The sequence below is a fragment of the Candidatus Accumulibacter phosphatis genome (genome assembly GCF_012939955.1).
Classification (GTDB): domain Bacteria; phylum Pseudomonadota; class Gammaproteobacteria; order Burkholderiales; family Rhodocyclaceae; genus Accumulibacter; species Accumulibacter delftensis.
On the sequence record NZ_SPMY01000056.1, the window covers coordinates 1 to 25,606 of the forward strand.

At 62.1% G+C, this 25,606-nt stretch carries 23 protein-coding genes and 1 pseudogene; 11 read left to right on the forward strand and 13 right to left on the reverse strand.

Annotated elements, in window-relative coordinates:
* The 3 genes and pseudogenes from E4Q23_RS17935 to E4Q23_RS17945 form a co-directional block, all read right to left on the reverse strand.
* Positions 1 to 281: transposase (locus E4Q23_RS17935; RefSeq protein WP_211203826.1), on the reverse strand; the 281-nt coding region annotated here is incomplete at its 3' end.
* Between the two features lie 1,309 nt (positions 282 to 1,590).
* Positions 1,591 to 2,041: pseudogene (locus tag E4Q23_RS17940) on the reverse strand (cache domain-containing protein).
* A 223-nt stretch (positions 2,042 to 2,264) separates the two neighbouring features.
* Positions 2,265 to 2,795, reverse strand: coding sequence for a universal stress protein (locus E4Q23_RS17945; protein WP_169067911.1), 531 nt, complete (start codon positions 2,793 to 2,795; stop codon positions 2,265 to 2,267).
* A 51-nt stretch (positions 2,796 to 2,846) separates the two neighbouring features.
* On the opposite strand from E4Q23_RS17945, the gene E4Q23_RS17950 reads away from it, so the two are divergent.
* Positions 2,847 to 3,011 carry a hypothetical protein gene (locus tag E4Q23_RS17950; RefSeq protein WP_169067912.1) on the forward strand — a complete coding sequence of 55 codons (165 nt, stop codon included), beginning with the start codon at positions 2,847 to 2,849 and terminating at the stop codon, positions 3,009 to 3,011.
* 23 nt (positions 3,012 to 3,034) lie between these two features.
* On the opposite strand, the gene E4Q23_RS17955 is transcribed toward E4Q23_RS17950, so the two are convergent.
* On the reverse strand, positions 3,035 to 5,248 hold the full coding sequence (locus tag E4Q23_RS17955) for an SLC26A/SulP transporter family protein (RefSeq protein ID WP_291995884.1): 2,214 nt from the start codon (positions 5,246 to 5,248) through the stop codon (positions 3,035 to 3,037).
* Positions 5,249 to 6,064: 816 nt separating this feature from the next.
* On the opposite strand from E4Q23_RS17955, the gene E4Q23_RS17960 reads away from it, so the two are divergent.
* The 7 genes from E4Q23_RS17960 (at position 6,065) to E4Q23_RS17990 (ending at position 12,710) form a co-directional block, all read left to right on the forward strand.
* The gene (locus E4Q23_RS17960; RefSeq protein ID WP_169067913.1) at positions 6,065 to 6,340 is read left to right on the forward strand and encodes a hypothetical protein; all 276 of its coding nucleotides are present in this window, start codon (positions 6,065 to 6,067) and stop codon (positions 6,338 to 6,340) included.
* A 449-nt stretch (positions 6,341 to 6,789) separates the two neighbouring features.
* Complete coding sequence (gene pyk, locus E4Q23_RS17965; protein ID WP_169067914.1) at positions 6,790 to 7,674, forward strand: pyruvate kinase; 885 nt, start codon at positions 6,790 to 6,792, stop codon at positions 7,672 to 7,674.
* Positions 7,675 to 7,711: 37 nt separating this feature from the next.
* Positions 7,712 to 8,203 (forward strand): pyruvate kinase alpha/beta domain-containing protein, encoded by a 492-nt coding sequence (locus E4Q23_RS17970; protein WP_211203827.1) that lies wholly within the window; start codon positions 7,712 to 7,714, stop codon positions 8,201 to 8,203.
* A 229-nt stretch (positions 8,204 to 8,432) separates the two neighbouring features.
* Positions 8,433 to 9,557 carry a polyamine ABC transporter substrate-binding protein gene (locus E4Q23_RS17975; RefSeq protein WP_423753361.1) on the forward strand — a complete coding sequence of 375 codons (1,125 nt, stop codon included), beginning with the start codon at positions 8,433 to 8,435 and terminating at the stop codon, positions 9,555 to 9,557.
* A 143-nt stretch (positions 9,558 to 9,700) separates the two neighbouring features.
* Positions 9,701 to 10,846 (forward strand): ABC transporter ATP-binding protein, encoded by a 1,146-nt coding sequence (locus E4Q23_RS17980; RefSeq protein WP_169067917.1) that lies wholly within the window; start codon positions 9,701 to 9,703, stop codon positions 10,844 to 10,846.
* A 35-nt stretch (positions 10,847 to 10,881) separates the two neighbouring features.
* The gene (locus tag E4Q23_RS17985; protein ID WP_291995880.1) at positions 10,882 to 11,868 is read left to right on the forward strand and encodes an ABC transporter permease subunit; all 987 of its coding nucleotides are present in this window, start codon (positions 10,882 to 10,884) and stop codon (positions 11,866 to 11,868) included.
* The gene (locus E4Q23_RS17990) at positions 11,865 to 12,710 is read left to right on the forward strand and encodes an ABC transporter permease subunit (RefSeq protein ID WP_169067919.1); all 846 of its coding nucleotides are present in this window, start codon (positions 11,865 to 11,867) and stop codon (positions 12,708 to 12,710) included. The genes E4Q23_RS17985 and E4Q23_RS17990 overlap by 4 nt, the downstream gene beginning before the upstream one ends.
* Before the next feature lie 249 nt (positions 12,711 to 12,959).
* Here the strand turns inward: E4Q23_RS17990 and E4Q23_RS17995 are convergent, their stop codons facing one another.
* From E4Q23_RS17995 to senB, 4 genes are all read right to left on the reverse strand, one after another.
* The gene (locus E4Q23_RS17995) at positions 12,960 to 13,532 is read right to left on the reverse strand and encodes a cache domain-containing protein (RefSeq protein WP_248595554.1); all 573 of its coding nucleotides are present in this window, start codon (positions 13,530 to 13,532) and stop codon (positions 12,960 to 12,962) included.
* Positions 13,533 to 13,599: 67 nt separating this feature from the next.
* Positions 13,600 to 14,163 (reverse strand): acetate uptake transporter, encoded by a 564-nt coding sequence (locus E4Q23_RS18000; RefSeq protein WP_169067920.1) that lies wholly within the window; start codon positions 14,161 to 14,163, stop codon positions 13,600 to 13,602.
* A 399-nt stretch (positions 14,164 to 14,562) separates the two neighbouring features.
* Positions 14,563 to 16,848, reverse strand: coding sequence for a selenide, water dikinase SelD (gene selD, locus E4Q23_RS18005; protein ID WP_169067921.1), 2,286 nt, complete (start codon positions 16,846 to 16,848; stop codon positions 14,563 to 14,565).
* 15 nt (positions 16,849 to 16,863) lie between these two features.
* Positions 16,864 to 17,883 carry a selenoneine biosynthesis selenosugar synthase SenB gene (senB, locus tag E4Q23_RS18010; protein ID WP_169067922.1) on the reverse strand — a complete coding sequence of 340 codons (1,020 nt, stop codon included), beginning with the start codon at positions 17,881 to 17,883 and terminating at the stop codon, positions 16,864 to 16,866.
* Positions 17,884 to 17,897: 14 nt separating this feature from the next.
* Between senB and senA the strand changes: the two genes are divergently transcribed.
* Complete coding sequence (gene senA, locus E4Q23_RS18015; RefSeq protein ID WP_169067923.1) at positions 17,898 to 19,202, forward strand: selenoneine synthase SenA; 1,305 nt, start codon at positions 17,898 to 17,900, stop codon at positions 19,200 to 19,202.
* Between the two features lie 60 nt (positions 19,203 to 19,262).
* Here the strand turns inward: senA and egtD are convergent, their stop codons facing one another.
* The gene (gene egtD, locus E4Q23_RS18020) at positions 19,263 to 20,222 is read right to left on the reverse strand and encodes an L-histidine N(alpha)-methyltransferase (protein WP_169067924.1); all 960 of its coding nucleotides are present in this window, start codon (positions 20,220 to 20,222) and stop codon (positions 19,263 to 19,265) included.
* Positions 20,223 to 20,618: 396 nt separating this feature from the next.
* On the opposite strand from egtD, the gene E4Q23_RS18025 reads away from it, so the two are divergent.
* On the forward strand, positions 20,619 to 20,897 hold the full coding sequence (locus tag E4Q23_RS18025) for a hypothetical protein (RefSeq protein ID WP_169067925.1): 279 nt from the start codon (positions 20,619 to 20,621) through the stop codon (positions 20,895 to 20,897).
* A gap of 182 nt (positions 20,898 to 21,079) precedes the next feature.
* Positions 21,080 to 21,277, forward strand: a complete 198-nt coding sequence (locus tag E4Q23_RS18030; RefSeq protein WP_169067926.1) for a hypothetical protein — start codon at positions 21,080 to 21,082, stop codon at positions 21,275 to 21,277.
* A gap of 69 nt (positions 21,278 to 21,346) precedes the next feature.
* Here the strand turns inward: E4Q23_RS18030 and E4Q23_RS18035 are convergent, their stop codons facing one another.
* The 4 genes from E4Q23_RS18035 to E4Q23_RS18050 all read right to left on the reverse strand — a co-directional run bounded on the left by E4Q23_RS18035 (position 21,347) and on the right by E4Q23_RS18050 (position 25,576).
* Positions 21,347 to 22,150: an SDR family NAD(P)-dependent oxidoreductase gene (locus E4Q23_RS18035; protein ID WP_169067927.1), complete on the reverse strand. Its 804-nt coding sequence runs from the start codon at positions 22,148 to 22,150 to the stop codon at positions 21,347 to 21,349.
* 13 nt (positions 22,151 to 22,163) lie between these two features.
* A complete protein-coding gene (locus E4Q23_RS18040) occupies positions 22,164 to 23,714 on the reverse strand; it encodes a class I adenylate-forming enzyme family protein (RefSeq protein WP_169067928.1) in 1,551 nt (516 codons plus the stop codon).
* An 84-nt stretch (positions 23,715 to 23,798) separates the two neighbouring features.
* Entirely contained in the window at positions 23,799 to 24,656 is an 858-nt protein-coding gene (locus E4Q23_RS18045) for an alpha/beta fold hydrolase (RefSeq protein ID WP_169067946.1), read from the reverse strand.
* Between the two features lie 305 nt (positions 24,657 to 24,961).
* A complete protein-coding gene (locus E4Q23_RS18050; protein ID WP_169067929.1) occupies positions 24,962 to 25,576 on the reverse strand; it encodes a cytochrome b/b6 domain-containing protein in 615 nt (204 codons plus the stop codon).
* Positions 25,577 to 25,606 lie beyond the last annotated feature (30 nt).

Consider the following 25,606-nt stretch of genomic DNA (forward strand, 5'->3'; position numbering starts at 1 on the left):
TCGTTGCCGTCCTCATAGCCGCAGGCAATCTGAAAGACGCGCTGCGTCAGCAAATCGCGCAGCGGGTGGGTGATGTAACGAGGATCGCGGGAATCGGCAATCGCCCCGGTCAGGCGATCGATCAGGCCGATGCGACGATCGACGGCGCTCAGCACCAAGGCGCCCAGGTCCGAGGACACCTCACCGGCGCTGAAATCGGCGCGAACCGTGAAGCCCGCAGCGGGCGGGAGGTGGAGTTGTTCCGGGGTAAAATCCAAGGCTGGGCGAGTAGTGGTAGGCATTTTTTACGAACTGGTTTCTATAGAACTCCAATTGTATCAAATGTTTACGTGCTTACTCGCCCTCTTTATGCAACATCCAGGCTAGCTCTTCATCTCGCCTGCGCATGGCCATGATGTGCTCCACGATGGTTAAGGCGATTGCCGGAAAAGAACGTACCAGATTGCGCCGGATTTTCGGTCGGCTTCAAGGCGCGACAACAGGCGCATAGTCGAACTATGTAACTGTTGTCATAACACAGAAGACGGGCGAAAAGACAAGCAAGATGGTATGTTATTTGACAGAAATCGCCTAAGGAATGGCAGCACCAGGGGAAACGTCGAAATTCGACTCGATCTCACAAACGGGATGCGCATCGCTGCGCTCACCACTATCGCCGACGATTCCCGAACCATGCTCCTAAACGGGCTCGCTTGAGCTCACACCAATGGTAGGTCGGTCATATCGGTGCTGCCGCTAACCATGTGTGGGGCAACTGCCACGTAGCGCAAGTGGGCGACACAATCCCTGTTTCTTCGCGAACGCCTGGCCCGCGCGCGGGGTTGGGAGGCTCCTAAGGAAAGTTACTACGTGTGAATATTTTGTCTTTTCGATGCGGCAAGTTGCCTGCCGCTGGCGCAAAGAATAATCATTCTGGTCCCGCAAACGCAAGCATCTGCGCTCTTCGCCTGCTCACGCAAGCACCGGATTGGCGATTGCATGGTCGAAAGTTCCTGAAGTCCGCGATTTCTCGATATGGCGCAGTGGCCAATCCTTGCGCGGACGCTGGCAAGCGCATTCCCGGCTCCCGGCTCCCGGCTCCCGGCTCCCGGCTCGCGGAACGCGCCAGCGCGTCGGCATCGAGGAAAAAAGTTGTTCGTCGACAAGCATTTGTGTGATTAACATCCCCCGGGTGGAGGCTAATTCTGACCGATCAGCGTCGCAACAGCCATTGTGGATTTCCGCAAGGGAACACGCTGAGCCAGCATCCTCAGCAAAGATGCGCGTGGCGATATACCGTCCAAATCGCTCTTGCGTTAGCACGTGAATCCGGAAACCGTGGTTGGCCGTAGCCAACTGGCCGTGTCGCTCCGCAGCGGCGTGCGCTGCGGCCGAATGGAAGTGCTCGACACGCGGCAGGAACAATTCGCTCGTACTCCACGCCGCTTGACATCCCCTTCTTGCCAACTGGCGCATCACAAAGAGGTTTACCTGCAAAGGGAGTACTCACGTCGGCGCGCCTGTGCCCCAGGACAGCCGCGACTTCGGACGTGGTCTTGCCGTGCTGATCGCTGGTACTGTGATCCCTGAGCCAGCCCGTCTGCAAGGCCATTACTTGTAATAGCCAACCGCACACACCTGATCGCCGATCCTGGTCACGTAGGCGACCTTTTCCACTGGATCGGTCTGACCGGGACGCGGCCACATGTACGAAACCTCGAAAAAAACGTCCTTCCTCGGCTACGTCGTAGAGTTCTTTGCCCAGAGGCTTGCCATCCTTGTCCTTGAGATCCTTGAGGCTCATGCCAAGAAGTGTCGGATGGGCGGTGAAGTACCCATCCGGACCACCGCAATAAGGATACAGGTCGTGATCCATGAAGCCGCCTTCACCCTTGGTGAACATCACGAGCGCCCTGGCCTTGTCAGCCTTTAACGCAACAACCACCTTTTCGAGCATGGCTTTGGCTTTGGCTTCGGCTGGAGTCCAAGATTGCGCCGACGCGGCGATACTGACAAATCCGAAAACTGCGAAGGCTGAAGCCAAGATTGTTTGACGCAGCATCGAAACTCTCCTTGTCAAGTCATCAGACTGTAAACGACTTGCTTCCCCACCACGAGCGATGGGCAACGCCGTCTGCAAGAAAATGGTGAAGCCTGCTGCCACCAGCGAGGATTCACGGGCGTTGTACCGGCAATGACCAAGGGACTGGCGCCGCGAACACGGCGTAGCGGGCAGTGTCTGGGTGCCTGGCGGAGTGAGTCATCCCTCGCGACCGACCTCTCGCTCACGCCTTCTTGCTGCCCTTTTCGCTGTCTGCTTCCCCAACTCTCTCTGTTTCCTTATGGTGCTTGTGGTGACTAGCGTGCGCCTTCGGCGCACGAAAGACAAGGACGGGAATATTCGAGTGGGTCAACACGCGGTAGGTTTGACTGCCGACCAGTAGCGAGGACAGACCCCCTCGGCTGTGCTTGGCCATGAAGATCAGGTCGCAGTTGTTGTCCTCGGCAACCTTGACGATCGCTTCCCACGGGGTATCGCTGACCACCGCGAGCGTTGTACTCTCGACGCCGGCCTCCTTGCAGAGTTTCTTGATGGCGCCCAGATACTCCTTGGATTTCCCGTCGGAACCCGAGATCAGGCGCTGGATCGCGGCGGGCTGAATCAGATCGCCGTAATTTTCCGCGTGCCCAACCGGTGCCTTCGCGTATAACGCCGTGATCTTGGCATTGGCCGCCTTGGCAAACGCCACCGCGCGTTCCGCGGTTTTGTTCGACAGATGGCTGCCATCGGTCGGCACCAATATGTGCTGGAACATTGTTGTTCTCCTCTGGTTAGAGCCACTCAGTGCCGTTGAGCGTACCGAAAAATGGCAACCGAATTCCACACCGCAATGGCGGATTTTGGCGAGAAATATCGCGTTGCCTACCGAACGGATGACCTTTCCGGCACCTTGCGGAAAGTTGCAGCCATGCGGACTGCACAGGCCGCCTTGAAGCAAGCAGTTGGAGTAGTGATCCCGAACAGCCCGTAGCCCACGTGCTCCCTCTCCTCGACCTACTCCTGCATGGCCATGAGTTCCTTGTCAGCATAACGCAACCTCAACGCCAGCACCTTGGCGACCGCCTCGAGTATCTCGAACCCCAGCCGCTTGTGCTCCTCCTTGAGTCTTTCGAACTGTTCGCGCTGCAACACAAAGAGTTCGGTATCTTCCACCGCCGTACCGTCGTTGAAACGGCTCGTTCCTGCAATGAAGGCAATACCACCGAAGAAGTCGCCGCGCCCGTACGTCAAGGCGTGATGAACGTTTACTGTTCCCTTGATCGGGAACGTGATCCGGACTGCACCCTTGCGGATCAGGTACAGCTCATTGGCCACATCGCCAAGAGAAAAGACCTTCTCATCCTTCCCTACCGAGCGTCGCTCAAGAGCTTCCACCAGGGCGATCAGCGTCTCTTCCTTGTAGTGCTTGAACATTTCGAGCTCGTATACCTCGAGCGGTGGAAGCTCGAGCGCCTCCTTGAGATGCTCGCCGAGGATCTCGTCTTCCGTCCATTCGAGCGCGTCGTCAAGCGCAGGAAACACCTTCACATGCTCGGTCATGGTCGTAAGTTCCATCTGATCGAAGAGTTCGGCGATATTCCGGCCGTTTGGCAGGGTCCGCGTCAGGTCGCTGAAAATAAGGTAGGCGCCACGTTCGATCAGCGAGTCCCTGATCTGGGTCAGCAGATGCACGGCCGTGACGTCGACCGACTGCACGCGCCGCATGTCGAGCACGATGTAGGTGCGCCTGGTCAACTCCGGTTCAAGTGTCGAGTAAAGCTGGTCCTTGGTACCGAAGAACAGGCTACCCTGCAGCTCCACTATTGCGGTCTTATCCCCACTCTTTACCAGCAGCTCCATATCCTGCCCCAAGCGCACCCTCTTCGAAAACCTGTGACTGCCATCAAGCTTGTTACGAATGATCGTGCTACCCAGTTGCTCGCGGATGAACAGCAACATCGCCAGAGCAATCCCGACGCCCGACGCGGCGATCAGGCTGTAAGCGAGCGCCACGCCCACCACCACCACGATGACGGCGAAGTCCAACATGGTCCACGGCGAACGCAACAGATTGAAGCTGTGCCGGTCGATCATCCGGAAGCCAACGACGATCAGGATGCCGGCCAGCGCGCCGACCGGAATCCAGGCAATGAACGTCCCCAAGGCGAGAAACGCGATCAGCGACAACACGCCTTCGACGACCCCCGAGACGCGAGTCTGGCCACCGCTGTTCAAATTGACCAGCGTCGCCCCCATCTGCCCGGCTCCCGGCATGCCACCGACGCAGGCCGAAGCGATGTTTCCGGAACCCTGGGCGATCAACTCACGGTTTGGATCGTGGCGGCTGCGCGTCAACGCGTCGAGAACGACCGCTGTCTTGAGAGTATCAATCGACAACAACACGGCCAGGGTCAATGCCGTTCCAAGCAGGCCGCCAATATGGCTAAGCTTCAGTTCGCCGATATCCCGCCAACGGCCAGTGATGGCGTCGAGCATGCTTGACGCAGTTCCGCCAAGCGGGCCGATGATCAACTTGTTGCCCTCGATGACCAACATCGACTGGTCTACCGCGTAGGCCAGTCCGAAATAGGTCAGCACCCCGGCCAGCAAGCCGAGAATGGCCGCCGGCACGACGCGCGTGACCAGGGCTGCGCAGAGCATAACCGCCGCCGTCACGGTGCCGATGACCGCGCTCTGCCACTGCCAGAGTTCCGGTGAGATCAGCACCCGCCACAACGAGTAGTTTCCGAAAACGCCGAGAAATTTCGGGATCTGGCTGCCGATGATGATCAGACCGACGCCGGTGAGATAGCCGCTGACCACCGGAAACGGGATGTACTTGATCAGGCTACCGACACCCATGGCACCCAGGAGCAACTGTAGCAGGCCCGCAACCAGACCCAGGGCCGTCAACATCAGCACGATGAATACGGGTTCAACCTGTTGCTGCACGAGCCCTATGGCAAAGGCCGAGCACACCGCCGCGGCCGGCGCACACGGCGCGGTAATCAGGCGATTGGTGCCACCCAGGGTCGGCGCCACCAGTCCGAGAGCGACAGTACCGAGAATCCCGGCCAACGCCCCCATACCGGCGTAAGCCGGGCCAATCGAGGCATAGATGGTGACGCCAAAGGCGATCGCCGACGGCAGGGCAACCAACATGGCGGCAAGACCGCCCCAGAAGTCACCGGCCAGCTTGTCACTCTTGAAATTGAATGTCAGTTCCACGACCACAGGCCTCCACTCTGGTAGGAAGAAATGGTCCTGCTACGGACGCTTGGTCGGCAGCAGGGCCAACGACACGTAGCCTACCGAACAGCCTAGGCGACGCGGGGTGTTATAGCAAGCACGGCTTGTTCTCATCACCCGAAGGACGACAGCCGCCGCGCGACTCGGCAGCCTCCGGGCGAAGCTTGAAACGACCGTTCCGCAAAGCCTCGGTCAACCCATCGGGCGACAGGTCGACGCGCCGGCGCTCAGCAATCCGTGCGAGCTTAACCGGCGCGGGCTGTCAGGCGGACCATGCGGCTGCCGCGGAAATCAAGGTCGACGCGTTCCGCATGGTCCGCCAGACGATCGAGTTCCTCTACCAGATGAGTTGGGAACGGCCCTTTCGTAATTTCTTGAGCGTAAACGACTATTTTTGGGGGTTCACGACGTTGGCATTACGCGACTGCCCTGGCGTTTCCAGCGCACCGTGTCGACCGTCGCTATGCAGCACCCTCTCCAGCAGGCACCATCAATCGCATGCGGTTGTTGTGCATGGTTATCGAGAGCGGCGCCCATAGTTTGCGGCGCGGAACGCGGCAGCTCCTTGGACTGATGGCGGCCGCATGGCTAAACCGTGGCACCAGGCGGAAGCGCAATGCTTGATGCTGAAACGATAGACAACGGCAGCTCGCCCGACGCGATGGAGACCACCCGGAATCTGGGCCGGCGCGAGCACCCTGCGTGCGAAACCAAGCGCCGCGCGTGCCTGCCATCACTCCCGCGTCAGAACAAGTTGCGCTGTAGCCTCGCCCAGTTCGCGCATCGGGCCGGGACATGATTCTCTTCTTCTTCATGCTGCTGATGCTGGCCATGGCCTGGGGCGTTGTTGACCACTTTCAGAGCATCGTCAGCAACGCACCACCGCCAAAGCAAGCGCCCTTCACGCTTGAGGCCGCACACGGGCAATCGCCGCCAATCGTGCCTCCCGCGATTGCGCCTGCGCCTGCGCCAGACAAGGATTCAGCCGACGACGCCAGCGCCCCCCGCGCTGCGGCGTACGATCCCGCCGGCCAGGCGAACGCTGTCAATAAGACAGGGGAGAAACCCTGATCCTGCGCGCACAAGCGCTGCTAGCGCGGGTCTCGGCTGGCACCTCCGTCATTTCGGTCGCTTCACCGCGCTACTCGTCGCAAGACTGCTGATTGACGGCAGCTGCGACCCCTACCTATACTGCCCGCCGTTCCCGTGGATGCCCTGCCCCGCGCCTGCGGATCGCACACGCTGGCCGGCCGCCAGGGAAGCCAGACCAAATGTCGAAGTATTTGGGTGTGGATCTTTTCGGCCACGAAGGATCATAGGCACATCAAATGGTTAACGTATCAATGACTTAAAAAAATTGCTCCAGTGCGGTACGTAAGGAACGCGGACGGCATTACCGAGCCTGCAGCCACCCTATTCCGATAGCGGGGAACGAACAATGAGCCAAAATCTGCCGATTAGTAGCCGCGAAAGCGTGCCCGACGAAAAGAGCCGCACCCGAAGTATTTGAGGAGCACCTGATGCGCCGAACAAAAATAGTGGCCACGATCGGCCCCGCCACCGCGACACCGAACGCCTTGCGACGACTCCTGGAAGCGGGTGTTGACGTCGTCCGCCTCAACGCCGCGCACTCAGACATGAAAACGCACAGCAATAACGCGCGTCTGGTACGGGAACTGGCCAGCGAGCTTGGGCGCAGTGTTGGAATTCTCGTTGACATGCCCGGCCCGAAGATCCGGAGCGGTCTGGTGGCTAACGACGAGGTGGAACTCGAGAGCGGCCAGGAGTTTGTCTTGAGCGGCCTCGAAGACAGCATCGGCGATGCGCAGCACGTTTCCACGACCCTGCCCGATCTCGCGCAATGGGCACGACCAGGCGACGAGGTCTACCTCGCCGACGGGGCGATCGTTCTGCGCGTACTCGAATCAATCGGCAAGGACGTCCGTACGGAAGTCCTTCGCGGCGGCCCCTTGCGCTCGCGCAAAGGCATGCACCTACCGCGTGCCGAAGCACACGTAGAGCCTTTCACCGCTCGCGATGCGCTGGCGCTGGAAATGGCGATTGCCGCCAAGGTCGACTTCCTCGGGCTCTCCTTCGTACGCCGCGCCGAAGACGTCGAACGGGTACGCGCGATGCTCCCCAAGCGCGGCATGCGACCAGCGCTGGTTCCCAAGATCGAGACCGCTGCGGCAATCGACAATCTTGCCGGCATCATCGAAGCAGCCGACGCGGTGATGGTGGCGCGCGGCGATCTGGGCATCCAGATGCCGGCGCGGCGCGTACCGCTGCTCCAGAAGGAAATCATCCGTGCCTGCAACATGGCCGGGAAGCCGGTGATCACCGCGACCCAAATGCTCGAGTCGATGACCCGCTCCCCCCTTACCCACCCGCGCCGAAGTCAATGACGTTGCCAACGCCGTGCTCGACGGCACCGATGCCTTGATGCTGTCTGAGGAAACCGCGGTTGGCCTCTTCCCCTGCGAAACCGTACGCATGATGAGCGAGGTCGCCGAGTCGGCCGAGGGCTCGCCACGCGAGCACGGCCATCCAGAAGCAATCACCGCCGCCATCACCGATCGCGTGGCGTGGGCCGTCGCACACGCCGCCGTGCAAGCGGCCGAGGATCTCAAGGTCGCCGCGATCCTCTGCCCGACACGCAGCGGCCTGACCGCGCATCGTGTCGCAGCCTTCCGCCCCAAAATGCCCATCGCCGGCATCTCGACGTCACCGCAAGTGCTCGGCGGGCTCTGCCTGGTATGGGGCGTGCAACCACTGCTGGTCCCCGACAATGCCGACGCCGATCAGTTGCGACAGGCAATCGCCCTCGCGCGTGCTGCGGGACTCGTCCGTGACGGCGATCTGGTGGCAGTCGTCTTCGGATCAACCGGACCGCGTGCCGGCAGCACCGACAGCGTGCGCATCGTCCGCGTCTGAGAGCAAGGAACAGCAGGCGCCTCGGGAGCAGCGCTCGACAAGGTCGAAACCTGCTTCTCAGGCTGGCGGCTCCTGGCCCGGCCAGTGCCGCCAGCCGGGCGTGCATTGATCTGCCTCTTGGCCTGTAGCTGGCACTGCGTTACGCTTCGGCCATCGCCCTCCGCAGGAGAGAAACGCCATGTACGTCTGCTCGCCTTTACCCCCCACCGGTGCCGCCAGACTTGCCTGTCTGGGGTTCGCGGCAATCCTGCTGGCTGCCTGCGGCAAGGAAGCGGAGGTTGCTGCGCCGCCGGCAGCAGCCGTTGCCGCCGCGCCCGGCGCCACCGACGCCGAGAAGGTACTCAACGTCTACAACTGGTCGGACTACATCGCCTCGGAGACGGTCAAGAACTTCGAAGCCAGGTACGGGATCAAGGTCAATTACGACGTCTTCGATGCCAACGAGGTGGTCGAGACCAAGCTTCTGGCGGGCAATACCGGTTACGACCTGGTGATGCCTTCGGCGCAGTTCATGGAACGTCAGATCAAGGCCGGCGTGTTCCAGAAACTGGACAAAGCCCTGTTGACGAATCTCGGCAACATGGATCCATCGATCATGCAGCGCGTCGCCTTGCACGACCCAAACAATGCGCATGCCATTCCCTATATGTGGGGAACCGACGGCATCGGCTACAACGTCGACCAGATCAAACAGATCATGCCCGATGCGCCACTGGACTCCTGGGCGCTGGTGCTTGATCCGAAATACGCCGCCAAATTCAAGGATTGCGGCATCTCGATCCTCGATGCCGCCTCCGATATCCGCAGCATCGTCCTGATCTACCTCGGCAAGGATCCCAACAGCCAGGACCCCGAGGATCTGAAGCTGGTCGAAGAGCAACTGATGAAGATCCGACCGTATGTGCGCAAGATCAATTCATCGCAATACATCGAGGATCTGGCCAACGGTGAGCTGTGCATTGCGGTCGGCTACAGTGGCGACGTGCTGCAAGCGCGCGATCGCGCCAGGGAGGCGGGCAAAGGGGTGAAGGTAGCCTATTCCTTGCCCAAGGAGGGCAGCATCATCTGGTTCGACATGATGGTGATTCCCGCCGACGCCAAGCATCCCCGCAATGCGCATCTGTTCATCGACTACCTGATGCAGCCGCAGGTGGCCGCCAACAACTCCAATGCGGTGCACTATCCGAACGGCAATCTTGCTTCGGAGCAGTTCATCAATCCCGAGGTCAAGAACGATCCCAGCGTTTTCCCCAGCGCCGAGGTGAAAGCCAAGCTGTCGCCTGAACTGGCGGTGGGCGACGACTACAACCGACTGTTAACCCGCAGCTGGACGCGCTTCCAGACAGGCCAGTGATGGCAGTCAATATGAAAGTCGCGTACGCGACTCACGAAACTCCCGTCTCCCCTTGCGGGAGAAGGGTCAGGGGAAGGGGGACGATCATGACCGTTTGCCTCCTTCATGGTCGCCTTCCCGGGACATTTCAAGCGGGTAGCTGAATGGCTTCGTCAGCACCGGCCCCCACCCACCCAACTCGCCCGTGGAACGATCCCGCAGTCGAGCCTTACATCCGTATCGAGCGGGTAAGCAAACGCTTCTCCGGCTTTGTCGCCGTCGATGATGTCTCACTGAATATCTATCGCAGCGAACTGTTTTGCCTGCTCGGCGGCTCCGGTTGCGGCAAGACGACGCTGCTGCGCATGCTGGCCGGATTCGAGGAACCCAGCAGCGGCAAGATCTACATCGACGGCCTGGACATGAGCGGCATCCCGCCCTACGCACGTCCGGTCAACATGATGTTCCAGTCCTACGCCCTCTTCCCGCACATGAGCGTCGACCAAAACGTCGGCTTCGGTCTGCGGATGGAGCACCGTTCGCGCTCCGAGATTGCCGAGCGCGTGGCGCAAATGCTGAAACTGGTGCGTCTTTCCGAGTTTGGCAAACGCAAGCCGGACCAGTTGTCTGGCGGCCAGCGGCAGCGAGTCGCGCTGGCCCGGGCGCTGATCAAGCAACCCAAACTGCTGTTGCTCGACGAACCCCTGGGCGCACTCGACAAGAAGCTGCGCGAGCATACCCAGTTCGAACTGGTGAACTTGCAGGAAGAACTGGGGGTGACCTTTGTGGTTGTCACCCACGACCAGGAAGAGGCGATGACTCTCTCCTCACGCATCGGGGTCATGGACCACGGCCGGATCGTGCAGGTGGGAACACCGCAGGAGATTTACGAGTCGCCGGGTAACCGCTTCGTTGCCGAATTCGTCGGCTCGGTGAACCTCTTCGCAGGCCAAGTGACCGCCAGCGAGTCCGGCGCCCTCCATATCCGCTGTGCAGAGTTCGAACGACCAGTGGAGGTGGCCAGCGCCCCCCTTTCAGCGCCGCCAAACAGGCTCTGGGTGGCGATTCGCCCAGAAAGAATCCAGATCTCCTTGCAGCCGCAGAAAGCCGCAGCCAACTGGACGCGCGGAGTAGTGAAGGAGATCGCCTATCTGGGGGATCTGTCGGTGATGTTGATTCGGCTGGAGTCCGGCAAGACCGTCCGCGTCACCCGCCCCAACGTCTGGCGTAACGACGAAGAGAGCATTACCTGGAATCAAGAGGTCTACTTGCATTGGCACGCCAGCAGCCCGCTGATCGTCAGCGAATGAAACCCGAAATGCAGCCAGGCCTGGGCGCTCCACCTTTGGCCGAACGATTCGCAGTCGGCAGCCGCCGCCTGCTCGATGCCATCGGCAAACTACCGCCCTGCCGCCGGACACAAATTCTCCTCATACGCAGGGGAATCAGCGCTCGCACTGCAGTCATTGCCGTGCCCTACCTGTGGCTCTTGCTGTTCTTTGTCGTCCCCTTCGTGATCGTGCTGAAGATTTCCTTTTCGGAAACGCAAATCGCGATGCCGCCTTACCAGCCCTTGCTCGAATGGGCAGGCGAGCGGCTCGCCGATATCCGCTTGAACCTCAATCCCGGCAATTTCCTGTACCTCTTCGCAGACAGCCTGTATCTACGCGCTTTCGTCAATTCGCTGCAGGTAGCCGCTGTATCGACCGTGGCTGCGCTATTGATCGGCTATCCGCTAGCCTACGCCATCGCCCGCAGCGCTCCTCGCTGGCGCGGCATTCTGCTGATGCTGGTGATTCTGCCCTTCTGGACATCCTTCCTGCTGCGCGTCTACGCCTGGATCGGCCTCCTGAAAAACAACGGCCTGCTCAACAACTTCCTGATCTGGCTGGGCGTCATCGACCAGCCGATCGTCATGCTGCAGACCGATTTCGCGACCTACCTCGGCATTGTCTACTGCTACCTGCCGTTCATGGTCATGCCGCTGTACGCCAACCTCGAAAAGATGGACCTGACCCTGCTCGAAGCCGCAGAAGACCTCGGCTGCCGCCCGTTACGTGCCTTTGCCAGCATCACCCTGCCCTTGTCCCTGCCCGGTATCGTTGCCGGCTGCATGCTGGTCTTCATCCCCGCCGTTGGCGAGTACGTCATTCCCGCCTTGCTCGGACCATCGGACTCGCTGATGATCGGCAAGGTGCTATGGACGGAGTTCTTCAACAACCGCGACTGGCCGGTAGCCAGCGCGGTAGCCATCGTCCTGCTCCTCATCCTGGTCGCACCAATCATGTATTTCCAACGCGTGCAGGGACGCGAAAGCGCCGCACGTTCATGAGACGCAAAGCCTCCCTGGTCAGGCTTTCCTACCTGGTGCTTGGCTTTGCCTTCCTGTATATCCCGATCCTGTCGCTGATTTTCTACTCCTTCAACAAGTCGCGCCTGGTTACCGTCTGGGGGGGATTTTCGACCGAATGGTACGGCCGCCTGTTCGAGAACACGCAGCTTCTCGATGCAGCATGGCTGTCGCTGCGCGTCGCGGCGGTGACTGCCACCGGCGCCACCATCCTCGGCACCCTGGCCGGCCTGGCGCTGGCCCGCTTTGGCCGCTTCCGCGGACGCACGCCGTTCACCGGCATGATCACCGCCCCACTGGTCATGCCCGAAGTGATCACCGGCTTGTCGCTACTACTGCTGTTCGTGGCCAGCGAACACGCTTTTGGCTGGCCCGAAGGCCGCGGTGTCAGCACCATCACCATCGCCCACATGACGCTGACTCTGTCCTACGTGGCAGTGATCGTGCAATCGCGCCTGTCCTCGCTCGATGTTTCGCTGGAAGAAGCCGCCATGGATCTGGGCGCGCGACCGGCAAAAGTATTTCTGCTGATAACCCTGCCGATCATCTCGCCGGCCCTGATCTCGGGTTGGCTGCTGGCATTCACCATTTCGCTCGACGACCTGGTGATCGCCAGTTTCGTCTCCGGTCCCGGCTCGAGCACCTTGCCGATGGTCATCTTCTCGAAAGTGCGCCTGGGCGTTAGCCCGGACATCAACGCCCTGGCGACGATCATGGTTTCGCTGGTCACACTTGGCGTGCTCATCGCCGGATTCGTGACCCTGCGCCGAGACCGCGCGCGTCAGCGTGACCTACAAATGGCGCTTGGCTCGGCGGCTTCTTGAGAGGGATGGTCGAAGCTGGCAGCTTTGTCATCAGTGCATTGGCAAGCGTTCACCGGCGCGGCGGCAGCCCGGGCAGCCCGGCAAGAATCTTCCCTAACGGTCGTGACACGTGGAGACACCCCAAATCATGAAAGTCATGCCCGTTTCCCTCTTCTCCTGGCCCTTCTCGCGCAAGGGGAGAAGGGAGGTTCGTGAGTCGCGTACGCGACTTTCACGGTAAGCCACCGTCACGCTCGGCCGCCAAAACGCTCAGAGCGCCTGATACCTGGACGGATCGGACATTTTTTCGAGTACCGCGTCCAATTCCTTGATCGTCATTGTTTCATCATAGGTACCGGCGCTTACCTGAATGCCACTGGTGAACGAAATATCCGCGGCCAGAGCATAGGAAATTTTCCGGGAGAGCGCGCCCGCCCCGGGCTTCGACCACGCATACTCGACCCAGCCGCCATGGGGTTGCGTGCCGGCCTTGCAGAGATCCTTGAAGATGTACTTGCCGGCGTTATCAGTAATCTGCATGATCGGCTTGCCCACCAGATCGGGCCGCATCGGGTGCGCAATCATCTTGTCCTGCCGACAGTCGTAGACGAAGACATAACTATCCTTCCACACCCAGCTGCCGTCCCTGTTGCTGAACTCCGCGTAGCCGGAAGTTCCTTTGCTGTGCAGAAAGCTCGCCGCTGCCCGCACTTTGCTGATTGCTTCTTCGGCCGTGGCAGTGCCGCTTTCTGCAGCCATCACTACGCGACCAATGCCACAGGCAACCAGGACCGCCATCCATCCAATTGTCTTTCCAGCTTTCATAGCCTCTTGCTCCCTCATCTGTGTTGCTCATGTTTGCGGCTGTGGGCTGAGCGAATTCTTTTGCCAGACCGACGCCGCACAGGTTTCAGTTGATCCAGGGCTTGCCCACCGGCAGGATATCCCGGCCAAAGACGTCCGCATAGATAATGTGCGCCATGATGTACCATGCCATCGCTGCCGTCGCCATCAGCTCATAGCCGGCAATTACAGTCAGGGCCGGATAGCCGAAGTGCGCGAGATCGAGCAGAATGAAGCCGATCAAGAGGAGCGTGAAGGTCAGTGCCAGGGCGCCGTGTATGCGCATCGAGCCGACCCACAGGATCGCGGTGAACGCCGTCCAGGCGACGAGAAACCAGCCAATGTCGGTCTTGCTCGAAGTGTAGATGTCGTAGTGGTTGCCGATCAGAAGCAAGGTCAGGGAAAGCCAGAAACAACCGTAGGCCGTGAACGCGCAATAGCCGAAATTATTCCCGGTTTTCATCTCCTGCAGGCCGGCGATCATTTGCGCCAGGCCGCCGAAAATGAGTCCTAACCAGATCACCGGACCCAGGCCCATCCAGCCAACGTTGTGAAACTGCAAGATCATTGTTGTCAAACCAAAACCCGCCAGACCGACAACCGCGGGATTTCCCAGCTTCTGCTCCGCCATACCTTACTCCCCGGAAAAGACATAAAAAAGCGGTCGGGGTAGCCACCCCACCGCTCGCTATAACAAGCTTCATCGTGCCATGCGTATTGAAGAAAATCTCCTCTCTAGACACGGCGCCGGAGCGGGATTATAACCGCTCGCCATGGCCGCACAAGAGCCATGAACTGCCCTTCTCGTTATGCTTGATGCATTGTAAATGCAGGCCAATCCAGGAATCAGAGATTTTCCGTCGTGATCCGCTATTGCGAACAGCATCTGCCGAATGACGTATTGCCAAACCGATAGTTTCCGGAAGAAAATCAAAGGAAAGCAGAAGGATGAGCAGCAGCCCGAACGCTTGTAAAAAGTGAACGAATCGCTCACCCAATAAAAAGCCGCGGCCCCCCACCCACGCCAGCGCTACAATTTCAACCGTATCGGCGCGAGATCGTCTGCGGCCGGCAGAACCCGCCCTATGCACACCGCTTTCTGGTAGCCCAGCGAGCGCAATGCCGCAATACAGGCACTGGCCCGCTCTGCCGGCACGCTGGCCAACAGCCCCCCCGCGGTTTGTGGATCGAAGAGCAGGGCATAGTTCGGATGACTGCGCGCCTGCTCCGGATCACGCAGAGCGCGGCGCAGGCGCACGTTCGCCGCTTGCAGCGAACTGAGGATGCCCGCGGCGCTGGTTTCGGCGGCACCATCGAGAACCGGCAAGGCAAGCAGATCGATCTCGGCATCGACGCCCGAGGCGCGCGTCATCTCCACCAGGTGACCAAGCAGACCAAAACCGGTGAGGTCGGTACACGCCGTCGCCGCATGCTCACGCAGGCAGCTGGCAGCGAGCTGGCTGGACTGATCCATGGAGAGCAGGGCTGCGTCGATCCAGCGCCCTTTCGCCTGCAGGCGCGCATGCGCGGCGAAGAGGGTACCGGTGCCGATCGGCTTGCTCAGAATCAGCTGGTCACCAGGGCGCATGCCGCTTTTGCACATCACGCCCGCCAGGCTTTCGTCGATCAGCCCGTTGATGGCGAAACCGAGCGCCAGTTCGCGGCCCTCGCCGCTGTGCCCGCCGACCAGGGCGCAACCGGCTTCATTGAGTACCTCGATAGCACCAGACATCATCTGGAACAGCGTCTCCTCGACCTTGCTCTCGAGGCCCGGCGGCACGGTGGCGATCGCCGTCGCCGACTGCGCTTCGGCGCCCATGGCGAAGATGTCGCCGAGCGCGTGGTTGGCGGCGATACGGCCGAATTGCCAGGGATCGTCGATGAAAGCGCGGAAGAAATCGACCGTGTGGACCATCGCCTTGCCCGGCGGCACACGCACGACAGCCGCGTCATCGGGAGCATGCAAGCCGATCAGCACGTCGTCGCGCTCGAGCGGGTGTACCGCCGCCAAGGCTCGCGACAGCACCGTCGCGCCGACTTTGGCCCCGCAACCGCCGCAGCGCATGGCAATCGCCGAGATGGCTTGCGTCGATTCGGCCGCGTCGAGCGGGACGGCGCCATGGCCTCGTTCCGGCTTGGTCATCGCCACGACTGGCGCTGGCAGATCGTTGAACCGGGCCATGAAGCGCCGATCGATCCAGTCCTTCCAGCGCCATACCCAGGTGCCCGCCGTATGCAGCGCGCCGCGCGAAGCGACGGCGTAGCGGTCGCCGGTACTTATCAAGGCCAGCCAGCGCGCTTGCGGATGGTAAGCACGCAGCGGCTGCTCGAGCACCGAGCGGCGCAGGTTGTCGGCCAGCGGTCGACCCTGGCGAACGGCAAAAACACCGGCTTTCTCCAGAGGCTGATCGACCATCGCTGCGCAATCGCCGGCCGCGAAGATGAGCGGGTCGCTCACCGTCTGCAGACTGTCGTGCACCTGGATGAAGCCGCTGCCGTCGAGCGCCAGGCCGGTATCGCGTAACCACGGCGCACCACCGGCCTGCGTCACCCAGACGATCTCGTCAGCCGCCAGCATCTCGCCACGGGCGGTGCGCAAATGCCCGCTGCCGACGGCGCGAACTTCGGCGTCGCAGTGGACGACGACCGCGCGCTCGACGAGCACCTGCTCGAAAGCGCGCCGCACCCGCGCATTGTGCGTTGGCAGAATCTCGCGCGCGGCGGAAAAAAGATGGAAGCGCAGTTCGTCGGGGTCGCGCCCGAGCAGGCGGAGTTCCTTGCGCAGGCGATATTGCATGGCCAGCGTCAGCTCGACGCCACCGGCACCGGCGCCAACAACAGCGATGGTCGTCACCCCGGCGTGCTGGCGAACACGTTCCAGCAAAGCCAGCCAGCGCTCGTTGAAACGGCGAATGGGCTTGACCGGAATGGCGTGCTCGGCGGCGCCCTCGACCTGGCTAACCGCCGGCATCGAGCCGATGTTGATCGACAGCCGGTCGTAGGCCAGCGGCGGACGATGCGCGCAAAGCAGCTTGCGCTGCTCGCGATCGAGGCCAAGCACCTGCTCACGGAAATAGCGTGCGCCGGCAAACTCGGCCAGGCGGCGCAAATCGATGTGCACTTCGTCGTACCTGTAGTGCCCGGCGATGTAGCCCGGCAGCATTCCCGAATAGGGGGTATGCGTATCGCTGCAGATCACCGTCAGGCGAACGCCGGGCAGCGGGCACATGGCAAAACGCCTGAGCACCACGACGTGGCTGTGGCCACCGCCGACAAGGACGATATCTCTGAGGGCTGTTTGTTCGCCAGCATGCATCCCGCGGACTCCGTTCTAGATTGCGGCAAGTGGATCGGTGAGCGGACTGACGAGCAGGTCGGCGACCAGTTGCCGCAGGGCTGCACGTTCGGCAGCCGGTGCGAAGAGCGCGGCGCGCGGCCGGCACTGCGCAGCGAGACACGCCAGCAGACCATCCCGCAGCCCCTGGCTGGCCCGGCACTGGACAAGCAGCGCGGCCAGGCCTTGCGCGTCGCCGCAGTTGTAGTAGCCCGCGTAATCGCGGCCCAGCATGCCGATATTGCCAGCGATCGCCGAAGCGATCACCGGCGTGCCGCTGCACACCGCTTCCATCACCACGTGCGCCCCGCCTTCCAGACGGCTGGCGTGAATCAGCAGGTCGGCGCGCTGGATGCGTCGTCGCGTGGCCGCGTGTGGCAGACCGCCCAGCCAGCGATAAGCGGACGTCGCCGCCATTGTCGCCGTCGCCGCTTCGCCGAGCAACGGATCGAGCGCGTTACCGATGTGATCGATACGAATGTCGTCGCGCTCGGCAAGCAGCCGGGCGGCGGCAAAGAGCGTTGCGGGATCTTTCTCTTCGCGCAGGTGGCCGACCATCAGCGCATGCAGCCGCTTTTGGCTCTTCGGCAGAGTCTTCCGACGGCTCATTGATTGAAAGATCACCCGCGTCTTGTCGTGCAATTCGGCGGGCAAGGCCAGCGGACCGCGTTCCTGCAATACCACCAGCGCATCGGCGAGTTGCAGCGAAAGCTGCGCACTGGCGTCAGTTTCGATGTCGCGGTAGAGGTCGGTGCCGGTGAGAACCACGGCCAGTCCGCGCACGCGACGCGCTTCGCGCCAGGCAGCGATCGACGACGACGAGCGACGGGCGTGCAAGGCCAGCATGACGCGATCCTGGTCGGCGAACTCGTCCGGCCATTGCCTGATGATCCGCGTCGGCAAGGCCAGAAACCGCTGCCAGCGACGCGCGGTCTGCCAGTTGCCGTTGTTGGCATCGGCAAGCGCCGGGCTCACAATCACCACTTGGGGAAATGGCAACAACTTGTCGTCTTTCATAAGGGCGTACCAGGATGACAAAACCAGCCAGGCAATGGGCGGCGGCGCATGCTGCCCGGGAAGGCGGCCGGCAGGTGCTGATCGCGGCATTGCAGGCTGCCCGTCAGCGCACCCTGGCCCTGCTCACTGCTTATGAACAGGCACTGGGCCCGGCCTTGCGCGTCCCATTTTCGCCACAACTGAATCCACCGCTGTGGGAAGTCGGCCATATCGGCTGGTTTCAGGACTACTGGATCGCGCGCAATGCGCAGCGCACGCTCGGCGAGCTTGCCGATCCGGATGCGCTCCGCGCTGCCGGACGCCTGCCGGAAGCCGACGCGCTCTACAACTCCAGCATCGTGGAGCACTCGACGCGCTGGCAACTGCCGCTGCCCGATCTGACAGCGACCCGTGCCTATCTCGAAGCGAGTCTCGCGGAGACCCTGGCGCTGCTGGCGCAGACTGTAGCGACGCCGGCCGATCTCTATTTCTTCCGCCTGGTCCTGTTCCACGAACAAATGCACGCCGAGGCGGCGACCTACATGGCGCAGGCACTCGACATCGCCCTGCCAATTGCACTGCAAAGCCTGCTGCCCGAGTTGCCGGCAAACATGCGCGCAGCAACAGGGCGCCAAACAAAAGTCGCCAGTCTGAAGCTGCCCGGTGGCGAGTGGCTGTTGGGCTACGACCAGCCTGGATTCGCCTTCGACAACGAGCTGAGCGCGCACCCAATCGCACTGCCAGCATTCGCGATCGACAGCACGCCAGTGAGTTGGGAACGCTACCTGCCTTTCGTCACCGCCAACGGCTACCAGCAGGCACGCTACTGGTCGTCCGCCGGCTGGCGCTGGCGCGAGGCCGCGGGCATTGACGCCCCGCGTTATTTGCGCCAGAGCGGCGGACAATGGCAACAGCGTCGTTTCGGTCAGTGGCAGCCACTGCCGATCGCTGCCGCAGCCGTCCATCTGAGCTGGTTCGAGGCCGACGCCTGGTGTCGCTGGGCCGGGCGGCGGCTGCCGACGGAAGGCGAGTGGGAGTGCACAGCACTCGCAGCACTCGCTGCGCCCCCTGCCCTCGCCACGCCGAACGACGCCAGCGACCAATGCTACGAATGGGGCCAGCTCTGGGAATGGACAGCGAGCCGTTTCCTGCCTTACCCCGCTTTTCGCGCCCACCCCTACCGCGACTACTCGGCGCCGTGGTTCGACAGCCGCTACGTGCTGCGCGGTGCCAGCCAGGCGACGGCGCTGGAAATTCGTCACCCGCGCTACCGCAACTACTTCACACCGGAACGCAATGATATTTTCAGCGGCTTCCGTAGCTGCACGATCGCCGGCTGAGAAGGGCCGGGAAAGAGGGGGGACGGTCATGACTTTCATCATTTGGGGTGTCTCGGCATGTCATGACCGTTGGGCCTGCCCCAGAAAGACGGCAAACCAGCCACGCTCGTCAGTCCAGCAGCGAATTCCCGAAAAGCCCGCATCACCCAGAAAAGCCGTGAAATCCTCGGCACGCCACTTGTACGAATTCTCGGTATGGATGCGTTCGCCGGCGACAAAGGCTCGTTGGCCACCGGGCCAGTGCACCTTGACGGATCGCCGCGCTTCGAGATGCATCTCGATACGTGACTGCGGAGCGTCGAAAAAAGCTACATGCCGCCAATCGGCGAGCGCGAAATCACTGCCGATCAAGTGGTTGAGGTGCAGCAACAGGTTGCGGTTGAAGGCGGCGGTGACACCCAGCGGATCGTCGTAAGCTGCTTCGAGGACCGCCACCGGCTTGAGCAGATCGACGCCGATCAACAGCCCGCCACCCTGCGCCGCCTGGTGTAACTGGCGCAGGAAATCGAGCGCCTGCGCCGGCGCAAAATTGCCGATACTCGAACCGGGATAGAACAGCAGACGCTCTCCGTCGCCGGCCTCCGCGGGCAAGAGCAGCCGCCGCGAGAAATCGGTGCCGACGCCGAGTATTGGCAGCTCCGGGTGCTGCAGCTGCAGACGGGCCAGCGAATCGCCCAGGAAGTCCACCGAGATGTCGACGGCGACGTAACTGCGTACCTTGAACGGCACCAGGAGGCGCGCCGCTTTTTCGCAGTTGCCCGCGCCGATGTCGACCAGAGTCAAGCCACTCGGGAGCTGTGCGGCGATTTCATCAATATGGCGCGTAAAGATCGCCGCCTCGGTGCGCGTCGGGTAGTACTCGGGCAAGCGGGTGATCGCAGCAAAGAGACTTGAACCGAGCGCATCGTAGAAATACTTCGGCGCGACAACAGCCGGGAACGCCGCCAGGTCACGCAAGAGCTCGACACGAAGCGCTGCCGGGTCTTGCCGATCGATCTCGAGCAGCCGCGGCGAACGCACTCTCAGCGAGCTCGCAACGAGTAGAACGAATGGAACGAGTCGCGACAGCGATCGCCCGTCGCAAGACCATACTGAAATGAATGCAAAAGCCGGATCACGGTTCCTGGCTGGCCCTATCGCCACTCCCTATGATGACAAGCAATCGGTTTATCTCCAGGAACTGGCACCCTGAAGAGCCACATGATACGGCCTGCTGGCGAAAATGCCCACGCTGCGGAGGGCGCCAGCACCGATGCGTGAGTCGCGCAGATGACTTTCATAGTCAAAGAGCGACAGCGTGACGCATGTCACACGGAATTTCAAAAAGCCGTGTGACTCTTCGCGCACGGCTGGCGGCTGCAATCGACGATGAACAGCGTCAATCGCCTTTTTGATAACCATCTTCCGAGGCTTGATATGAGCACAGTTCGCTTTCCAGCACCGCGCAAGCTGAAGGCCTTGCGCACCCTCGACAAGCTGATGTGTGCTACGCCGAGAAAACCCGGTCTCCAGCGCCCGTTCGCCGACGTCCCGCGACTCAGGCTTCTGTTTGCCGGCCTCAACCAGGGCACTCCAGGCAAGCCCCTCTGCCAGCGGCAGCCAGAGCCTGCGGACGATCCACTCGTCGACGCCAAGAAACAACGCTCCGACGAATCATGGTGGCATACCGGGTTTCCCCACTGGTCGATGTTCTGACGTCTGCGACGTTCTCCCTGAAGGCCTTCCCGCCAGCGGCTTACCCTGCGTCGCCGTCGCCATGACCGAACGCCAACATACCGACTTGCCCCGGCCTCAGGTTTCAAGGAGACGCCGCATGCACCGCAACCGCCGGCCAGAGCCTCGCCATCAGGCGGCGCTGCCGTCACTGCGAGTGGCGAGTGGCTGATCACCGCTCGGTGCTCGATCGGCGTGTCGGCAGTGAACGACGCCACCATGCTGATCGCCGCAAGCCACCCGACAAGGAAGCCTTGCTCGGCGAACTCGAAAGGCGCATCGCAGCCGCACTTCACGAGCGGGGCAGCGACCTCGAAGGGAATGGTTCGGGCTGGGACAAACTGATCGTACCTTTCGCCTGAGCAGCTGCCGACCGGGCCAGCAGCCAGTGTACTACCGCCTTCTTGCCGTCATTGCGAGGGCGTAGTTTGTCAGGCGAAGCGCGCCGACAGGCCGCCATCGACGAGAAGTTCGGTGGCGGTAATGTACTTGGCCTCGTCGGAGGCCAGAAACAGCGTCGCATAGGCGGTATCCCAGGCGTCACCCATGTGGCCCAGCGGGCATTGCGCATCACGCGTACGGATCAGGTTCGGGATATCGCCTTCCTCGCCATAAACGCGGGTCAGCGCGGCATGTACCAGGGGCGTGTTCATCAAGCCGGGTAAAACACAGTTGGCGCGGATGCCGTCGGGCGCATGCCGGATGGCCATGGTCCGCGTCATGGCTACCATCGCCCCCTTGCTGGCCGCGTAGAAGCCGTAGTTGACGCCCGCCCAGCCGCGTACGGCAACCGAAGCGTTATTGACGATAGCCCCCTTCTTCTGGCGCATCATTACCGGCAGCACGTGGTGGCAGGTGAGGTAGGCGCTCTTGATATTCACCGCCATCAGCCGGTCCCAGGTCGCCTCGTCGAGCTCGGCAGGGCCGCCAACGATGGCCATGCCGACGTTGTTGACCAGGATATCGATACGCCCGTAAGCGTCCATTGCCGCCGCCACCATCCGCTCGACGTCGGCGGCAAGAGCCATGTCGGCAACCACGGCGATACTTTCACCGCCTTCGTCGCTGATGATGGCTTGCGTCGCCGCGGCAGCCTCGGTGTTGATGTCGGCACCGACGACCTTGGCGCCTTCGCGTGCAAAGAGCACCGAAATCGCTTTTCCGTTACCCCAACCGGGCCCCACCGAGCCGCTGCCGGTAATGATCGCCACCTTGTCCTGCAAACGTCCGCCCAATTTCAATTCTCCCTTAGCTGGTCCAGTGGCGCCGTAGTTCGGTCTTCAGCACCTTGCCGTAGTTGTTCTTCGGCAAAGCGGCGACGAAGACATAGTTCTTCGGCCGCTTGAAGCGCGCGATCGATTGCAGGCAGAGCTGATCGAGTTCCGCAGGTGGCGCAACCAGCCCTGCTCGGCAGACAACGAAGGCGACGACCTCCTCTCCCCACTCCGCACTCGGCCGCCCGATCACCGACACTTCGGCAACCGCCGCGTGCTGCAGCAACACTTCCTCGACCTCGCGCGGATAGATGTTGCTGCCGCCGCTGATGATCACGTCCTTGGAGCGGTCCTTGAGCGTCAGGAAACCGTCGTCATCGAGAACGCCGACGTCGCCGGTGTACAACCAGCCGTCGCGCAGCGTCGCAGCGCTCGCCTCCGGGTTGCGCCAGTAGCCCTGCATGACGGTTTCGCCGCGCACCAGCACTTCACCGGCAACACCGGCGGGCAGCGGCTGGCCGTCAGCGTCGGCGACGACGACCTCGACGACGCTTTGCGCGACACCCACCGAGACAATGCGCTCCAGGTAGCGGGGATGCTCACGATCGGCGAGATGCTGCCGGGCCAGCGCGGTGATCGTCATCGGGCTCTCGCCCTGGCCGTAGATCTGCACCAGCCGGTCACCGAGGACGTCGAGCGCGCGCCGGATGTCCTCGAGATACATCGGGCCGCCACCATAGACGATGGTCTTGATGCCGCGGCAATCGCTGCCGTGCGTAGCCACATGCTCGACCAGCCGGAGCACCATCGTCGGCGCGGCGAACAGCGAAACCTGGCCGAAATGCTGCGCCAGGGCCAGGATTTCAGCGACGTCGAAGCCGCCCGACGCGGGAACGACGTGCCGCGCGCCGACCAGTACGTGCGCAAAGTTGTACATGCCGGCGCCGTGCGACATCGGTGCGGCATAGAGGATGCTGTCCGCCCGCGTCGCCTGGTCCACGTCGGTAAAGTAACAGAGGCTCATCGCCAGTAAGTTGCGCTGCGAGAGCATCACCCCCTTGGGTTGGCCGGTGGTTCCCGAGGTGTAGAACAGCCACGCCAGGTCGTCGGGCGCACGCGGTACGATGTCGATCGTCGCGCCGTCGGCGATTCGCCGGTATTCCGGCGTGTCGATCGAAAGCATGCGCAGACCGGGTGCACGGCCAGCGACAGCACCCGCATCACCGACCAGCCCACCCGCCCCAGCCAGCCCACCCAACGTTCCGGCGACAAACAGCAGCGACGCCGCCGAATTCTCGCAAATGAAAGCGACTTCGCGCGGGTGCAGCTTGTTGTTGATCGGCACCGCCACCAGGCCGGCGTGCCAGACGCCGTAGAGCAATTCCAGATACTGCGGACAGTTGGCCATGAACAGGGCAACGCGGTCGCCCGCCTGCAGGCCGTAAACGCCGCGCAGCTTGCCGGCGATCACCGCCGCGCGACGGAATAACTCGGCGTACGACCACAGCTCCTGCTCACCGCGCGTGACCGCGTTCAGCTGCGGAAAGACGCGGGCCGTGCGAGCGAGCAGGTGGGCGAGATTCATCGCCGCCAATCACGGCATGGCGAGCACCTCGCGCCGCCGCGGCGCAACGCAATCACCGCCACGACCGCCGCCCTCCCCCGCTGCTCAGCCGCGCTCGGCGAGCAGGAAGTCCTGGACGGCGCGCACCTGCGGCTCGTCGAGGAACATCGGCGCATGACCGACATCCGGCACTTCGACGAGCTTGGCCTTCGGTCCACGCAGCGTCATCTCGACGGCCGTTTCACGCAGCAGGATGTCCGATTCAGCGCCGCGCAGAACCATCGTCGGGCAGCGAATGGCGTCGTACATCGGCCACAGGCTGATTTCCGTGGCTTCGAGGAAAGCTTTCTGGTAGGGCTGCGCAAGCGCGCGATCGTAGTTCATCTCGAACCCACCTTCCGCTTTCGGGCGCGTGCCGACGACGGTCATGAACCGCCATTGCGCGTCGGAAAGCTTGCCGAAGGGCGCGCAGACCGTACGCACATAGGCTTCCGCCTCGTCGAGACTGGCGAAGTCAGGCGCCTTGCCGAGATACTCGCCAATGCGTTGCAGCGCATCCATGGCGATCAGCGGACCGACATCGTTGAGCACCATGCGCGCGATCGGCGAGGCTGGCAGGCTCGACAGGAACATGCCGATCAGCCCGCCCATCGATGTCCCCAGCCAGTGCACGGAATCGACGCCAAGCCGGGCAATCAGCGTGATGATGTCGTTGGCGTAAACGGGCAGCGCGTAGTCGTCGGGGAAGAAAAGCCGATCGCTGCGCCCGCGGCCGACGATGTCCGGGCAAATCACTCGGTAATCGCTGGCCAGCGCGTTGGCCAGCACATCGAAATCCCGCCCGTTGCGAGTCAGGCCGTGCACGCAGACCAGGACGCGTGGATTGGCCGCATCGCCCCACTCGCTATAGGCCATCGTGTGCAGGCCATGCGGGCCGAGGCAACGCACCGAATTTTCACGCATTTCCTTGACCCGCGCACCGGCGGATTGCCCGCGTCGCGATGTCACCACCAGTTCGTCGAATTCCTTGAGTATCACCTTGATTGACCCCCGATCTCGTTGATTATTTGGCGCCAAAGAATGCCCTGACGAACACCCGCGACGAGCAAGCTTTCGCCGCCGACCTCGGCGCGAAAAAGCCGGACTGGGTCGCTGGTCGAGCGTAAGGCAGCGCTTCAATGCTAGCCTGCGAGTATCCCCGCAAGGGATAGGGGAAGTCAAATTGTGGCCGCCGGCGGGCATGGCCAAACCGAGCTGACAGGCCCATTTCAGGCGCGCTTGCGCCCGGTAATCATCGCCCGCACGAGGTTCTCGCGGTGCAGCAGGCTCTCCCAGACGACACCGATCAAGTGGCCGACGACCAGCAACAAGGTGAAGTGGGTTGCCAGCTCGTGCGTCCCTTTGATAGCGTCGATCGTTCCGTCACTGGCCGCGACCAGCAAGCCGGCCAGTGGTCCCAAGCCCTTGTCGGCAGCGTACAGCGCCAGTCCCGAAACAACCGTCACCGACAGGCTGAGCAGCAGGACGATGATCATCGCGCCACCGGCTGGATTGTGGCCGAGGTGACGCGGTGCACGCCAAGCCAGCACCGCTTTGAGATAAGCGAGGGTTTCGCCCGGGCGATGTACGAAGTCGCGGAAGCGTGCGTAACGCGGGCCGACGAAGCCCCAGAGCAGGCGAAAAAGCAGCAGCGCCGCGATCGCATAGCCGGCCCAGACGTGCACCTCCTGCAGGTACTCGCCACTGAGGCGATCCTGGACACTTTCGAACAGTTCGTCCTCGGAAAACCAGGCCGCGCAGAAACTGCCGAGCAGAGTCCAGTGAAAGAGGCGGAGCAGCGGATCCCAGACTTTGACTTCCTTGGCGTGGATGGTGCTGCGCATGTCGCTACCTCGTGTGGGAAACCCGCCGAC